Genomic DNA, 13,841 nt, shown 5'->3' with positions numbered 1-13,841 from the left:
TGGGGTTACGGCTGGTGCGACGCAAGGCCCGTGTTATCTTGCCTCGTTATCGCCATCTTTCCCCTGGGAGTGCTTCATGCGTTATCCCTTCCTCACGTCCGCTCTGGCGCAGCTGCGCCGCGCTGTCTTCGCCGTCGCTCTCGTCTTCGCGGCCTTTACCGCCGGCGGTCTCGGCTCGGCCGAAGCCGGCGTCGCCACGCCGGGCCTTGCCACGCCCGCCGCCGCCGCCGTGGACATCCTCGCCCCCGCGACCTCGCTCACCGAGACGGTGCGCTGGGTCTGCGGCCCGTTCCGCTGCTTCTGGCGGCCGAACTGGAACAATTGGTACGTGCCCCCTTATGCCCGCGGCTGGGGCCCGCCGCTGCGTCCGAACTGCTTCTGGCGTCGCGGCTGGGGTGGCGGCTGGGTGCATGTCTGCCCCTGAGGCGTCCGCGCGCGGATGAAATGGCCGCGCCAAACGCGAAAATGCCAATTGAGAAGAAGAAGGGCGCCTCTTGCGCCCTTTTTTATTGACCCTTCCCGCCGTGCCACCCCCCTGCCGGGCGGCGGGACATGAGAGCTTCCATGACCGATGCCGGTTCCCGCCCGCTTCTCTTCGCCACCTTCGCCACTCTCGTCGCCGGCTTCGTCGATGCCGTCGGCTACGCCCATCTCGGTGGGCTCTTCCTCTCCTTCATGAGCGGCAACAGCACCCGGCTCGGCATCCAGCTGGCCCAGGGGCACTGGCCGCTGGCGCTGCTGACCGCCTCGGTCATTGCCAGCTTTGTCGCCGGCGCCTTCTTCGGCACGCTGATCACCGACGCGGTGGGGGAGTGGAAGCTGGTCGCCGTTCTGGGCAGCGAGGTGGTGCTGTTCGCGCTGGCGGCGGGGGTGGCCGGCCTTGATGCCGGCCAGCTGACGCTGCTGCCGGTGGCGCTCGCCATGGGCATGCAGAACAGCGTGCATCAGGTCATCGCCGGGGCGGATATCGGCAAGAGCTTCGTCACCGGGGCGCTGTTCGGCCTCGGCCAGGCGCTGGCGCGCTGGGCTAAGGGGCGCGTCGGGCCGGTGGAGGCGCTCGCCTATGCCGGCTCATGGGCATCCTTCGTCGCCGGGGCCGGCATCGGCGCCCTGCTGCTGGCGGCAAGCGGGCTGGTGCCGGCGCTCGCGGCCGCGTGCCTGCTGCTGGCGGGCCTCACCGTCACCGCCTTCGCCTTCCAGGGCCATCTGGCGCATCCCTTCGGGCGGCAAGGTGGCGACTGACGGGGGCGACCGACAGGCGGCGACCTAGGGGCCTCGGGTTTAGTCGCGCGCGCTCAGCTCGCGCTCGCCGCGATGCACGGTGAGTTCGCCCGGGCGGCCGGCGCCGCGTCGGCGATACACGCTCGGCCGGCGGTGCTTGAGCGCGCCACGGCGCGCCCGGCGCCCGCGCACCTCGCCAAGGGTGAGCCGGCCGATCATCGCATAGGCCGGCCGGTGGCACCCATCCGCCTGCGTCACCAGCATCGGCCGGCCGAGCGCCGCGCTCCAGCCCCGCCATTCCGCCACCACATCGTCGATATGGGGCGCGCTGTAGAGCGTGACCGACAGCGCCGGATCCTCATGCACCAGCACGATGGCGACGCCGTCATCGTCACCCTCCGGGTCGAGCAGCGCCACCGCGAGCCCGAGATAAGAGGTGAGCGGGCGCGCCGCCTTCATCGCCACCCCGGCCACGCGCCGGCGCAGGACCACCTCGTCGAGGCCGATCTCGATCTGGCGCCGGCTGTCATCAGCGCCGGCATCGGCGGCGTCGAACCGCAGCGGCCAGCCTTCCGGCCCGCTCGGCCGCGCCAGCGCCACATAGGGCCCGCCCGCCGCCGCCGACATTATCGGCCCCATCTGTGCTTCCATCTTCCGTTGACGCATCACGCAACTCCCCGCCGATCTTCTGGCTCTGTGGCCTCGGTCGTGGGGACACCCTAGTCGCGGGCGGTTGCCGGCCCGCTTAAGGGAGATGGTTGACGGTTTCTTCTCGGCGGGGAATGGCACCTATGCTTGATGAAAGCTTGTCGGAATGGCTCGCAATGCCGATATCGCGTTTGCATTCCTCACCTCTCCCGCGTACTCCCCGCCAATGGAACCCATGCCAACCTTTGCCGCCGGCCTGCCCCGCCCCGATCCTCTCGCCGACCCCGCGGTCGCGGCGCAGCATCTGGCCGAAGCGGTGGTCGCGGCCGGCGCGGTGGCGGTGGAGATGTTCCGCGCCGGCGTGAAGAGCTGGTCCAAGCACAATGATTCCCCCGTCACCGAGGCCGACGTCGCCGTCGACGCAATGCTGCGCGAGCGGCTCAGCCTCCTCGGGCCGGACTATGGCTGGCTGTCGGAAGAGACGGTGGACGAGCCCTCCCGCCTGGCGCGGCGCCGGGTGTGGATCGTCGACCCCATCGACGGCACCCGCGCCTATATGGCCGGACGCGCCGACTGGTGCGTCGAGGCGGCGCTGGTGGAGGATGGCCGCCCCATTGCCGGCGCCCTCTTCGCGCCCGTCACGCAGGAGCTTTTCATCGCCGTGCTGGGCGGCGGGGCGACGCGCAACGGCCAGCCGATCCGGGTCTCCGCCACCCCTGCGCTGGACGGGGCCGTGATCGACGGCCCGGCCCCCTGGCTCGCCCATCTCGACCGGGCCGGCAGCTGGCGCCGGGTCGATCGCATCCGTTCGCTGGCGCTGCGCCTCGCCCGGGTCGCCACCGGCGAGCTTGACGCGGCGCTGGCCTCGCCCAACGGTAATGATTGGGACCTTGCCGCCGCGGACCTTTTGGTGCACGAAGCAGGCGGACGGCTGACCACGCTCGACGGCCGTCCGCTCGCCTATAACGCGCCGGTGCCGCGGCATGGGGCGCTGGTTTCCGCCGGCAGCCTGCTGCATCCGGCCCTTGTGGCTCTGGCGCGCTGACGACCCCCGAGCAGAGGACGTGACAGGAATGCCCGAGACCACCAGTCCCCAGCTTCTGCACCTCGTCTTCGGCGGCGAGCTGGAGAAGATCGACGGCGTCACCTTCAAGGATCTCGACGCGCTCGACGTCGTCGGCGTGTTTCCGAACTACGCCACCGCCCACGCCGCCTGGAAGGCGAAGGCGCAGCAGACGGTCGACCAGGCGCAGACGCGCTATTTCATCGTGCACCTCCATCGCCTGCTGGACCCGGAAGCCAGCGCGAAGACCAGCTGACCGCCGGCTTCCCGCATGTGGCGTCGACTGCGCACCTCACCGACGGTCCGCACCGTTCTCGGGCGCGGCATGGCGTCCTATCTCCGGCTGGTCTGGCGCACCCAGCGCGTGGTGATGGAGCCGGCCAATCTCTATGAGCTGGCTGACGCCCAGCTGCCGATGATCCTCACCTTCTGGCACGGCCAGCATTTCCTCACCCCCTTCCTGGTGCGGCCCTATCACCGCGCCAAGGTGATGATCTCGCGCAGCGCCGATGCCGATGTGAACGCTATCGCCGCCGAAGCGCTCGGCATCGGGGCAGTGCGCGGCTCGGGCGCGCAGGGGCGCGATTTCCGCACCAAGGGCGGGTTCAACGCCACGCTGGAGATGATCCGCCATCTGGCTGAGGGCACCAATGTGGCGATGACGGCGGACGTGCCGAAGATCTCGCGCATCGCCGGCCTCGGCGTCGTCACCATCGCCAAGCATTCGGGCCGGCCGATCTACCCGGTCGCCATCGCCACCTCGCGGCGCATCCTCGCCCGTTCCTGGGACAAGTCGGCCATTCACCTGCCCTTCGGCCGCGCCGCCGTGGTCGCCGGCGACGGGGTGATCGTGGCGGCCGATGCCGGGCCGGCAGAGCTGGAAGCGGCACGGCGCGAGGTGCAGCGCCAGCTGGAGGTCGCCACCGCCCGCGCCGAGGAACTGGTCGGCCGGCCGGAGGAGGCAAAGGCGCTCGCCCGCAAGCGTGCCGCCGAGGCCGCGGCCACCGCGACGAAGGCTGGGAATACCGCGCCCGCCACCTCCCGCAACGGCTAGCGCGCCATGGCTCGCGCCCGCTCCCCCCTTCTCGTGCGCCTCTACCGGATGGCGACCTGGCTGGCGACGCCCTTTGTCGGCCTTTTGCTGGCGCGTCGGCTGAGGCGCGGCAAGGAGGACGGCACGCGGCTCACCGAGCGCTATGGCCGGGCCAGCGCGCCGCGCCCGCGCGGGCCGCTGGTGTGGGTGCATGGCGCCAGCGTCGGCGAGATGATCGCGGTGCTGCCGCTGATCGAGCGGCTGCGCGCGCGTGGCTTTCGCGTGCTGTTCACGTCCGGAACGCTGACCTCGGCGCGGCTCGCCCAGGCGCGGCTGCCGCCCGATGTGCCGCACCAATTCGTGCCGCTGGATTCGCCGCTCTTCCTGCGCCGCTTCCTCAAGCACTGGCGGCCGGACCTCGTCCTCCTGGTGGAATCCGAATTGTGGCCGAACCTCATCCTGGAGGTGAACGCCCGGTCGACGCCGCTGGTGCTGGTCAATGCGCGGATGTCGCCCTCCTCCTTCGCCAATTGGCGGCGTGTTCATGGCAGCGTGTCGGCGCTGCTGGCGCGGGTCGATCTGTGCCTGGCGCAGGGGGCGGAGGATGGCGAGCGGCTGCGCCAGCTCGGCGCGCCGCGCGTCACTGTGACCGGCAACCTCAAATTCGACGCCCCCCCTCCGCCGGTCGACATCGCCGCCTTCGACGCGCTGCGGCTGGCGACGGCGGGGCGGGTGGTGTTCGTCGCCGCCTCCACCCATGCGGGGGAGGAGGAAATCGTCATCGAGGCGCATCAGCGGCTCGTCAAGGAACTGCCGAATCTGCTCACCGTCATCGCCCCGCGCCATCCCGAGCGCGGCACAGCGGTGGTGCAGCTGGCGACGGCGGCGGGCTGCCCGGCGGTGCTGCGCAGCGACGGCTACCGGCCCGACAAGGGCACCGCCATCTATGTCGCCGACACGATCGGCGAACTCGGCCTATTCTACCGCCTCGGCCCGGTGGCGCTGCTCGGCGGCTCGCTGGTGCGCAAGGGCGGGCAGAACCCGATCGAGCCGATCAAGCTCGACACCGCGATCCTGCACGGGCCGCATGTGACCAATTTCAACGCGCTCTATGCCCGGCTCGACGAGGCCGGCGGCGCGGCGCTGGCAACCGATGGTCGCTCGCTGGCGGCCGCCATCTACATGCTGCTCGCCGACGGCGCCTCGCGGCAGAAGATGGTCGCGGCGGCGCAGGTCACGGTGGAGAGCTTCGGCGGCGCGCTGGAGCGCACGCTGGGCGCCATCGATCCCTATCTGGTACAGATCCAGCTGGAGAGGCATTGAATTTCATGCGGGCACCCGCTTTCTGGTGGCGTCGGGAACGCGGGCGGCTGGCACAGCTGCTGGCGCCGCTCGGCGCGCTGGTGGGCGGGGCGACGCTGGCCCGCCTGCGCCGACCCGGCATGGGCGTCGGCGTTCCGGTGATCTGCGTCGGCAACCCGACCGTGGGCGGGGCCGGCAAGACGCCGACCGTGATCGAGATCGCCCGCCGGCTCACCCTGCGCGGCCACAAGCCGGCGGTGCTCACCCGCGGCTATGGCGGCCGGCTGAAGGGCCCGGTGCGGGTCGACCCGCTGCTGCACGGCGCTGACGAGGTGGGCGACGAGCCCCTGCTGCTGGCCCGCAGCGCCCCCACCTTCGTCGCCCGCGACCGGCTGGCCGGCGCCCAGGCGGCGGCGCAGGCGGGGGCGGACGTGCTGATCATGGATGACGGCTTCCAGAGCCCGGCGCTGGCGAAGTCGCTGTCGATCCTCGTCATCGACGCCGGGGTCGGCATCGGCAACGGGCTTTGCCTGCCGGCGGGCCCCCTGCGCGCACCGCTCGCCCCGCAGCTGGAACGGGCGCAGGCGCTGCTCGTCATCGGCGAGGGCGCGCCCGGCGAGCGCGCGGCCCGCGAGGGCTATGCCGCCGGCATCGTGGTGCTGCGCGGCAGGCTGGCGCCGGAGGCGCAGGCGGTGGCGCGGCTGTTCGGCAAGCGCGTTCTCGCCTATGCCGGCATCGGCCGGCCGGCCAAGTTCTTCGAGACGCTGCGCACGCTCGGCGTGCTGCCTGTCGTGACGCGGGCCTTTCCCGATCACCACGTCTACACCGCCTCCGACGTGCAGGAGCTGCGCGCCCAGGCCGAGGCGATGGATCTCCTGCTCGTCACCACCGAGAAGGACGCCATGCGCCTCGCCGGCAGCGAGATCGGCCAGCATCTGATCGAGGTGTCCGACGTGCTGCCGGTGCGGATGGCGCTGGAGCCGCAAAGCGCCAAGGCGCTGGAGCGCATGCTGGGCGGGCTGGAAGCCGGCCCGCGCGAGCATTAGGCCGTTCCGGCCTTGTGTCAGCCCGGCTTGAGCCGGTCCGGATAGAGCCGCGCCAGCACCGCTTCCGGCGTGGCATAGGCTTCCTGCAGGTCCACGCTCCAATAGCGCAGCTCGTCGAGCGGAATGGCTTCGCCGGTCACGGCGCAGCGCACGAAAGTGCCCGGACGCACGACCCGGAAGTCGCCGTCGAGATAACGCACTTCGGCTTCACCCGAGGCGGAGAATCGTTCGAAGCGGTTCATGGTCCCGCTCATCCTGTCGGTTCGGTTGCCGCGACAATAAAGACCCGGCCGGGGGTCCGGCAAGCCCGTTGCCACTACGTATCGGCGGTGCGGCCCTCAGCTGTCAAACAAGGTGGGCTGGCGGGGCTGCTCCGGCAAGGGGGCCGGGCGCGCCTTCGCCGGCTTGCGCGCCGGGCGGGAAGGCGAGGGCGGCGCGTCAGGGGCGCTGGCTGTCGCCTGCACCGCCACGCGGCCGTCGCGGAACTCGATCTCCAGCGCGTCGCCCGCCTTTATGCCGGCCGCCGCGTGCACCGGCGCACCGGAGCCGGCGCGCACCAGCGCGAATCCCCGCGCGAGCACCCCCTTATAGGACAGCGCCGTCAACAGCTTGGCGACGCCATCGAGCCGGCGGGCACGTTCCAGCGCCTGCTGGCGCTGGCAGCGCTGCAGCCGCGTGCGCAGATTTTCCAGCCGCTCGCGGCCGCGGTCGCGACGGTCGCGCTGGGACTGCGCGATCAGGCGCAGCCGCGATTCGGCGCGGGTGAGGTGCAGCCGGTGGCCGGCGGTGGTCGCGCTCAGCCCGCGCGGCAGCCGGGCGGCCACGACGGCAACCCGCTCGCGCCGCCGGGCAAGGGCGGTGGTGAGAGTCGACGGCGTGAGGCGGCTCTCGGCGCGGGTGAGCCGCAGGCGGTGGGCGCCGGCATTGGCCTTCAGCGCCCTCGGCAGGCGCTGGCCGGCAATGTCGAGGCGCTGGCGCGGCACGGCGAGCACCGCATCGGCGCTCGGCAGCAGCCGGGCGAGCCCGCGCAGGTCGCTCCGGCGCCGCTCCAGCCCGCGAGCGAAACTGGCACGCAGCCTTGCGTGCAGCTGCGCCACCTCGGCGACGAGATCGGCCCGCACCGGTACCGCCATCTCAGCCGCCGCCGTCGGGGTGGGCGCGCGCAGATCGGCGGCGAAGTCGATCAGCGTCACGTCGGTCTCATGGCCGACGGCGGAGATCAGCGGGATGGCGCTGTCGGCCGCCGCCCGCACCACGCTCTCCTCGGAAAAGCCGAGCAGGTCTTCCAGCGAGCCGCCACCGCGCGCGACGATGATGACATCGGGACGGGGAATCGGCCCGCCGGGGGCGAGCGCGTTGAAGCCGCGAATGGCCGCGCTCACCTCGGCGCCGCACGTATCCCCCTGCACCCGCACCGGCCACACCAGCACATGGCGGGGAAACCGATCGTTCAGCCGGTGCAGAATGTCGCGGATCACCGCCCCGGTCGGCGAGGTGACGACGCCGATGACACGGGGCAGGAAAGGCGGGCGCCGCTTGCGCTCGGCCGCGAACAGGCCTTCGGCGGCGAGGCGGTTCTTGCGCTCCTCCAGCATCGCCATGATGGCGCCGGCGCCGGCGAATTCCAGCTGCTCGATGACGATCTGGTAGGAGGACTTGCCGGGAAAGGTGGTGATGCGCCCGATGGCGACCACTTCCAGCCCTTCCTCGGGCTTGATCCGCAGCCGGCCGAACACGCCCTTCCACACCACGGCGTCGAGCCGGGCATTGCTGTCCTTCAGGCTGAAATAGGCGTGCCCCGACGAGTGCGGCCCGCGATAGCCCGAGATTTCCCCGCGCACGCGCACATGGCCGAAGGAATCCTCCACCGTGCGCTTGAGCGCGCCGGAAAGTTCCGAGACGGTCCAGTCGGGGGCGTTGGAGACAGGCGATTCGTCGAGCGTGTCGGGCATGGGGAAGTGATAGTCGGATTCGTTCCGGGCGGGAACGGGGCGGCGGGGGCGTCAGATGACGTTAGTCCCGGTACACTTCTCGCTTCAACAACAATAGGTCTGGCGAATCTCTATTTTACGTATCAGAGTGATAAACTTACGTCGGCCGGTATGGCGTTGTGGCGGAGCATCAGATGATAGATATCGAAAAGCTGTTCGATCAGGCTATGTTCGAGGTATATCGCCGTGCCAAGATCGAGGCTGGGTACAATGCAACTATTTTCCTTCAAATGCTCACCGATAATGGCGGTCTTCGTACCGCAAAAACTCTGATTAACTCGCCCAAACCTTCAGATGGCTACACCGCACTCCATCTGCGAGGCCGGCTGGACCTCACGGTTGAGGCAGTCGTGATTGAGGATGAACGGTGGCATTCACTGTTCGATGATAGCGAACTGGCGCGCGCCCGGAAGCGTTTGCATGACTTTCAGTACAAGCCCCGTGCTCGTTCAAACCCAGATTAGGGTACGGCTGATGCGTTGCCGAGCTTGATCGTATGTCTTGCCCGGCCTAGGTTGCGCCGCCTTTTCAAGCCAACCGCCGGCTCATTCCATGATCGATCCCGCCCTGCCGCCGCATATGCGCCCCGACAACTCGTTCCAGGGGCTCATCCTCGCGCTCCATGCCTTCTGGGCGGACAAGGGCTGCGTGGTGCTGCAGCCCTACGACATGGAAGTCGGCGCCGGCACTTTCCACCCCGCCACGACGCTGCGCGCGCTCGGGCCGCTGCCGTGGAAGGCGGCCTATGTGCAGCCCTCGCGCCGGCCCAAGGATGGGCGCTACGGCAAGAACCCGAACCGGCTGCAGCATTATTACCAGTACCAGGTGATCCTGAAGCCCTCGCCCGCCGACCTGCAGGACCTCTACCTCGCCTCGCTGTCGGCCATCGGCATCGACCTCAACCTGCACGATGTGCGCTTCGTCGAGGACGATTGGGAAAGCCCGACGCTCGGCGCCTGGGGGCTGGGCTGGGAGTGCTGGTGCGACGGGATGGAAGTCTCGCAGTTCACCTATTTCCAGCAGGTGGCCGGCTTCGAGTGCGCCCCCGTCGCGGGCGAGCTGACCTATGGGCTGGAGCGCCTCGCCATGTATGTGCAGGGGGTCGAGAACGTCTACGACCTCAATTTCAACGGCCGCGAGGGTGACGAGAAGGTCACCTATGGCGACGTGTTCCTGCAGGCGGAAGAGGAATATTCCCGGCACAATTTCGAGCATGCCGACACCGACATGCTGTTCGAGCAGTTCCGCATGGCCGAGAGCGCGGCGGCGAAATATCTTGAAGCGGGCTGGGAAGACGGCACCAAGGCCCGTCACCTGATGGCGCAGCCGGCCTATGACCAGTGCATCAAGGCCAGCCACGTGTTCAACCTGCTGGACGCGCGCGGGGTGATTTCCGTCACCGAGCGGCAGAGCTACATTCTGCGCGTGCGCGAGCTGGCCAAGGCCTGCGGCGCGGCCTGGCTGGCCACCGCGGCAGGCGGCACTCCCGCGCCCTGATCCTCTCCAATCCGCCGGGAGCCGCGTCCATGTCCAGCCTCGACGTTGCGTCCTATCCCGATACCGGGCCCGCCGATACAGTGCCGGCCGGCCCGCGCGCGCTCCTCGCCGGGGCGCTCGGCAATGCGCTGGAATGGTACGATTTCGCCGCCTATGGCTTCCTCGCCGCCATCTTCGCCAAGAACTTCTTCCCGGACAGCGACGCCTTTGTCGGGCTGATCGCCGCCTTCGGGATTTTCGCCGCCTCCTTCGTCATGCGCCCGGTCGGTGGCATCGTCTTCGGCCATATCGGCGACCGCCATGGCCGGCGGCAGGCGCTGTTCATCTCCGCCGCCACCATGACCGCCTCGACGGTCGCCATCGGCCTGCTGCCGACCTATGCGGCGATCGGCGCGGCGGCGCCGCTGCTGCTGCTGGTGCTGCGGCTCTTGCAAGGCCTCTCCATCGGCGGCGAATACACCACCTCGGCCATCTTCCTCGCGGAGAACGCGGCCGTGCGCCGGCGCGGGCTCATCGCCTCCTTCGCCGGCTGCGGCGCGTCGGGCGGCACGCTGCTCGGCTCCATGGTGGGGGCCGCCACCGCGACATTGATGAGCACGGACGACCTCATCGCCTGGGGCTGGCGCATTCCGTTCCTGCTCGGCGTCCTGCTCGGCGGATTCACCCTTTATCTGCGCGGCTCCTCGCAGGAGCGGGCGGCGCCCGCGCGGCCGCGCCGCCCCGGCCGGCTGCCGCTGGTGGAGGCCCTGCGCGCGGACGGGCGGGAGATGATCCGCGCGGCGGTGCTCAACCTCACGCTCGGCGTCAGCTTCTACATGCTGTTCGTCTATCTCACGACCTATATGCAGCAGGTGGACGGGCTCACCGAGCGGCTGTCGCTGCAGATCAACACCATCAGCATGGTGGTGGTGCTGGGGCTGGCGCCGGTTTTCGCCGCGCTGTCGGACCGAGTGGGGCGCAAGCCGGTGATCTGCGGCGGGCTGATCGGCTTTGTGCTGTTCTCCTGGCCGCTGTTCCTCCTGCTGGATTCGGGCGATGCCTTCTCTGCCCTCGCCGGCCAGCTCGGCTTCGCCGTGCTGATGGCGGCCTATGCCGGGCCGATGCCCTGCGTGCTGGTGGAGATGTTCCGCCCCGCCACACGCTGCACCGCGCTCTCGCTCAGCTACAATCTCGCCCTCGGCCTTGCCGGGGGCACCGCGCCGATGGTGGCGGTGTATCTGGTCAACCGCGAACAGTTCGACATGGGGCCGGCCGCCTATCTCATCGGGGTCGCCGCGCTCTCGCTCATTGCCGCGCTGACGATGAAGGAAGGGCGCGGCCGCGCGCTTTCCTGAACGTGACGCCTCCCCTCGCGGGGCGCGACGTGCTAGGCGTCCCGCGACCTTCCCGCAAGGGCGCGCCCCGCACGGTGCCGCCCGCCAGCCGACGTGACGCAGCGCCATGCCCGATCTTCTGCTCGAACTGTTCTGCGAAGAAATCCCCGCCCGCATGCAGGCCGGCGCGGCGGAAAGCCTGCGCAAGCTCGTCACCGACGCGCTGGTGGAGCGCGGCCTCGTTTATGAGGGCGCCAAGGCGTTCGTCACCCCGCGCCGGCTGGCGCTGGCGGTGCACGGCCTGCCGGCGCAGCAGCCGGACACGCATGAGGAGCGCAAGGGCCCGCGCGTCGGCGCCCCGCAAGGCGCAATCGACGGCTTCCTGAAGGCCGCCGGCCTCGCCTCGATCGACCAGGCCCGCATCGAGAGCGACCCGAGGAAGGGTGAGTTCTATGTCGCCCACCTGCACAAGCATGGCCGCGCCACGCCCGAGGTGATCGCCGAGATCATCCCGCAGGTGATCCGCGCCTTCCCCTGGCCGAAATCGATGCGCTGGGGCAAGGGCTCGTCCAGCCCCACCACGCTGCGCTGGGTACGCCCGCTGCAGTCGATCCTGTGCACCTTCGGCCCCGAGACCGAGGAGCCGGAAGTGGTGGCCTTCGAGGTCGACGGCATCCGCTCCGGCGATGTGACGCGCGGCCACCGTTTCCTGTCCGAGGGCACGATCCGCGTGCGCCGGCTGGAAGACTGGATGGCGAAGCTGGAGGCCGCCTTCGTGGTGGTCGATCGCGAGCGCCGCAAGGACATCATCCTCAACGACGCCAAGGACCTCGCTTTGGCGCAGGGGCTGGAGCTGGTGGAGGATGCCGGCCTGCTGGAGGAGATTTCCGGGCTGGTGGAATGGCCCGTGGTGCTGATGGGGTCGTTCGACCCGGCCTTTCTCGACGTGCCTGACGAGGTGATCCGCGCCACCATCCGCATCAACCAGAAATGCTTCGTGCTGAGGGACCCCACCACGGGGCGCCTCGCCAACAAGTTCGTGCTGGTGTCGAACCTCGCCGCCAGCGATGGCGGCACCGCGATCATCGCCGGCAATGAGCGCGTCATCCGCGCCCGGCTGTCGGACGCCAAGTTCTTCTGGGAGACCGACCAGAAGACCAACGCCACCGTGCCTTTGGCCGAGCGGCTGGAGAAATTCGGCAACGTCACCTTCCACGAAAAGCTCGGCTCGCAGCTGGAGCGCATCCGCCGCATCGCCGCGCTGGCGAAGGCGCTGGCGCCTGTGGTGGGCGCCGACCCGGACCTCACGGAGCAGGCCGCGCTCTACGCCAAGAGCGATCTGCGCACGGAAGTGGTGGGCGAATTCCCTGAGGTGCAGGGGCTGATGGGCCGCTATTACGCCCGGCTTGAAGGTCTGCCCGAGGAAATCGCCGCCGCGGCGGAAGAACACTACAAGCCGCAGGGCCCGACCGACATTGTCCCCACCGCGCCGGTCTCCATCGCCGTGGCGCTGGCCGACAAGCTCGACACGCTGGTCGGCTTCTGGGCCATCGACGAGAAGCCGACGGGGAGCAAGGACCCCTACGCGCTCCGCCGCGCCGCGCTGGGCGTAATTAGGATTATGTTGGAGAACGAAGTAAGGGGCCGTTTGATAATCCCCGTCGCGAGAACAATTGGCATGCATCTGGCTGGAAAGAGATTCAACCAGCTAGCTCAGGCCGATCAGAAAATTAGCGAACTGGAACAGATCAATTTCGATCCTGAAAAAATTCGTGAGCTGAGGGACGTTATCGCAGATAACGTTCAGCCTAGCTCAGCTCTCGATTTCATCGACATGAGTAAGGATTTGGCTTTTGCTATTGGATCTGACCTTCTAGCCTTCTTTGCGGGTCGTCTTAAGGTGAGTCTCCGCGAAGCCGGCGCGCGCCATGACCTCGTCGACGCGGTGTTCGCCCTTCCCGGCCAGGACGACCTTCTCCTCGTGGTGAAGCGCGTCGAAGCCCTTGGCCGTTTCCTCGCCACCGAGGACGGTAAGAACCTGCTCGCCGGCAGCAAGCGCGCGGCGAATATCCTGCGCATCGAGGAGAAGAAGGACGGCGTCGCCTATGAGGGCGGCGTCGATGTGGTGCTGCTGCACGAGCCGGAGGAACGGGCGCTGGCCGACGCCATCGCCGCGCTCGGCCCGCAGATCGAACAGGCGCTGGCGCGTGAGGATTTCGAGGCCGCCATGGCGCTGCTCGCCGGGCTGCGCGCCCCGGTGGATGCGTTCTTCGAGAAGGTGACGGTGAATGCGGAGGACCCGGTGCTGCGGGTCAACCGCCTGCGCCTGCTCGCCGACATCCGCGCCGCCACCCGCTCCATCGCCGATTTCGACCGCATCGAGGGGTAGGGGCGCACACGCCCTCACCTGCGGCCCCTGCGCCCCACGCCGTCATCCCCGGGCTTGACCCGGGGATCCATGGCTTTTCAGCGCATTGCCGGCGCCCAAGATCGAAACCAACGCCTGCCGCACCGAGAACCATCCTGAGGCGCGCTGTGCGCGCACCTCAGGATGACGTCCCGATGGATGACCGCGAAGGGGCCACGCTGCCCCACCACACCGGCATCCCCTGGGCGAGGGGAGGTAGAGGGCACGGTCCTGACGGCCATTGGACGAATGACAACGGCCCCGCCCTGCCCCCGCTTGCGCCGGCGCGGGCGCGGAACCATCCTGCGCGCGGCGGCTTA

At 69.4% G+C, this 13,841-nt stretch carries 14 protein-coding genes; 11 read left to right on the top strand and 3 right to left on the bottom strand.

Translation table 11 applies throughout. The annotated features are described in order from the left end of the window. Positions 1-76: 76 nt before the first annotated feature. A complete protein-coding gene (locus A3M1_RS0108655; RefSeq protein ID WP_018388559.1) occupies positions 77-424 on the top strand; it encodes a hypothetical protein in 348 nt (115 codons plus the stop codon). 140 nt (positions 425-564) lie between these two features. Beyond that, positions 565-1,242 (top strand): YoaK family protein, encoded by a 678-nt coding sequence (locus tag A3M1_RS0108650; protein ID WP_018388558.1) that lies wholly within the window; start codon positions 565-567, stop codon positions 1,240-1,242. Between the two features lie 39 nt (positions 1,243-1,281). On the opposite strand, the gene A3M1_RS0108645 is transcribed toward A3M1_RS0108650, so the two are convergent. Then, positions 1,282-1,887: a DUF6101 family protein gene (locus A3M1_RS0108645; protein WP_245261617.1), complete on the bottom strand. Its 606-nt coding sequence runs from the start codon at positions 1,885-1,887 to the stop codon at positions 1,282-1,284. A gap of 217 nt (positions 1,888-2,104) precedes the next feature. Between A3M1_RS0108645 and A3M1_RS0108640 the strand changes: the two genes are divergently transcribed. From A3M1_RS0108640 to lpxK, 5 genes are read left to right on the top strand one after another with little or no spacing between them, the layout of a single operon-like run. Next, a complete protein-coding gene (locus A3M1_RS0108640; protein WP_018388556.1) occupies positions 2,105-2,914 on the top strand; it encodes a 3'(2'),5'-bisphosphate nucleotidase CysQ in 810 nt (269 codons plus the stop codon). A 28-nt stretch (positions 2,915-2,942) separates the two neighbouring features. Beyond that, a complete protein-coding gene (locus tag A3M1_RS0108635) occupies positions 2,943-3,188 on the top strand; it encodes a DUF4170 domain-containing protein (RefSeq protein WP_018388555.1) in 246 nt (81 codons plus the stop codon). A 15-nt stretch (positions 3,189-3,203) separates the two neighbouring features. After that, positions 3,204-3,986 carry a lysophospholipid acyltransferase family protein gene (locus A3M1_RS0108630; protein WP_018388554.1) on the top strand — a complete coding sequence of 261 codons (783 nt, stop codon included), beginning with the start codon at positions 3,204-3,206 and terminating at the stop codon, positions 3,984-3,986. A gap of 6 nt (positions 3,987-3,992) precedes the next feature. Next, on the top strand, positions 3,993-5,288 hold the full coding sequence (locus A3M1_RS0108625; protein ID WP_018388553.1) for a 3-deoxy-D-manno-octulosonic acid transferase: 1,296 nt from the start codon (positions 3,993-3,995) through the stop codon (positions 5,286-5,288). Between the two features lie 5 nt (positions 5,289-5,293). Then, positions 5,294-6,313, top strand: a complete 1,020-nt coding sequence (gene lpxK, locus A3M1_RS0108620; protein WP_026221226.1) for a tetraacyldisaccharide 4'-kinase — start codon at positions 5,294-5,296, stop codon at positions 6,311-6,313. 17 nt (positions 6,314-6,330) lie between these two features. Here the strand turns inward: lpxK and A3M1_RS0108615 are convergent, their stop codons facing one another. Both A3M1_RS0108615 and xseA read right to left on the bottom strand, forming a co-directional pair. Beyond that, complete coding sequence (locus A3M1_RS0108615; protein ID WP_018388551.1) at positions 6,331-6,555, bottom strand: DUF2093 domain-containing protein; 225 nt, start codon at positions 6,553-6,555, stop codon at positions 6,331-6,333. Between the two features lie 96 nt (positions 6,556-6,651). Next, positions 6,652-8,265, bottom strand: coding sequence for an exodeoxyribonuclease VII large subunit (gene xseA / locus A3M1_RS0108610; RefSeq protein ID WP_018388550.1), 1,614 nt, complete (start codon positions 8,263-8,265; stop codon positions 6,652-6,654). 173 nt (positions 8,266-8,438) lie between these two features. On the opposite strand from xseA, the gene A3M1_RS0108605 reads away from it, so the two are divergent. The 4 genes from A3M1_RS0108605 (at position 8,439) to glyS (ending at position 13,503) form a co-directional block, all read left to right on the top strand. Continuing rightward, positions 8,439-8,768: a hypothetical protein gene (locus A3M1_RS0108605; protein ID WP_018388549.1), complete on the top strand. Its 330-nt coding sequence runs from the start codon at positions 8,439-8,441 to the stop codon at positions 8,766-8,768. Between the two features lie 88 nt (positions 8,769-8,856). After that, positions 8,857-9,801, top strand: coding sequence for a glycine--tRNA ligase subunit alpha (locus A3M1_RS0108600; RefSeq protein ID WP_018388548.1), 945 nt, complete (start codon positions 8,857-8,859; stop codon positions 9,799-9,801). Positions 9,802-9,830: 29 nt separating this feature from the next. Beyond that, positions 9,831-11,135: an MFS transporter gene (locus A3M1_RS0108595; protein ID WP_018388547.1), complete on the top strand. Its 1,305-nt coding sequence runs from the start codon at positions 9,831-9,833 to the stop codon at positions 11,133-11,135. Between the two features lie 106 nt (positions 11,136-11,241). Beyond that, entirely contained in the window at positions 11,242-13,503 is a 2,262-nt protein-coding gene (glyS, locus tag A3M1_RS0108590) for a glycine--tRNA ligase subunit beta (protein WP_018388546.1), read from the top strand. The last annotated feature ends 338 nt before the right edge of the window (positions 13,504-13,841 follow it).

Source organism: Ancylobacter sp. FA202 (assembly GCF_000380205.1).
Lineage (GTDB): Bacteria > Pseudomonadota > Alphaproteobacteria > Rhizobiales > Xanthobacteraceae > Ancylobacter.
This window is presented reverse-complemented; position numbering and strand designations above follow the sequence as displayed.

Bases quoted from the DNA above. Each gene is read 5' to 3' on its own strand.
- A3M1_RS0108655 (WP_018388559.1), top strand. From the start codon at position 77: ATGCGTTATCCCTTCCTCACGTCCGCTCTGGCGCAGCTGCGCCGCGCT.
- A3M1_RS0108650 (WP_018388558.1), top strand. From the start codon at position 565: ATGACCGATGCCGGTTCCCGCCCGCTTCTCTTCGCCACCTTCGCCACT.
- A3M1_RS0108635 (WP_018388555.1), top strand. From the start codon at position 2,943: ATGCCCGAGACCACCAGTCCCCAGCTTCTGCACCTCGTCTTCGGCGGC.
- glyS (WP_018388546.1), top strand. From the start codon at position 11,242: ATGCCCGATCTTCTGCTCGAACTGTTCTGCGAAGAAATCCCCGCCCGC.
- A3M1_RS0108640 (WP_018388556.1), top strand. From the start codon at position 2,105: ATGCCAACCTTTGCCGCCGGCCTGCCCCGCCCCGATCCTCTCGCCGAC.
- A3M1_RS0108615 (WP_018388551.1), bottom strand. From the start codon at position 6,555: ATGAACCGCTTCGAACGATTCTCCGCCTCGGGTGAAGCCGAAGTGCGT.
- A3M1_RS0108645 (WP_245261617.1), bottom strand. From the start codon at position 1,887: ATGCGTCAACGGAAGATGGAAGCACAGATGGGGCCGATAATGTCGGCG.
- A3M1_RS0108625 (WP_018388553.1), top strand. From the start codon at position 3,993: ATGGCTCGCGCCCGCTCCCCCCTTCTCGTGCGCCTCTACCGGATGGCG.
- A3M1_RS0108595 (WP_018388547.1), top strand. From the start codon at position 9,831: ATGTCCAGCCTCGACGTTGCGTCCTATCCCGATACCGGGCCCGCCGAT.
- A3M1_RS0108630 (WP_018388554.1), top strand. From the start codon at position 3,204: ATGTGGCGTCGACTGCGCACCTCACCGACGGTCCGCACCGTTCTCGGG.
- A3M1_RS0108600 (WP_018388548.1), top strand. From the start codon at position 8,857: ATGATCGATCCCGCCCTGCCGCCGCATATGCGCCCCGACAACTCGTTC.
- xseA (WP_018388550.1), bottom strand. From the start codon at position 8,265: ATGCCCGACACGCTCGACGAATCGCCTGTCTCCAACGCCCCCGACTGG.
- A3M1_RS0108605 (WP_018388549.1), top strand. From the start codon at position 8,439: ATGATAGATATCGAAAAGCTGTTCGATCAGGCTATGTTCGAGGTATAT.
- lpxK (WP_026221226.1), top strand. From the start codon at position 5,294: ATGCGGGCACCCGCTTTCTGGTGGCGTCGGGAACGCGGGCGGCTGGCA.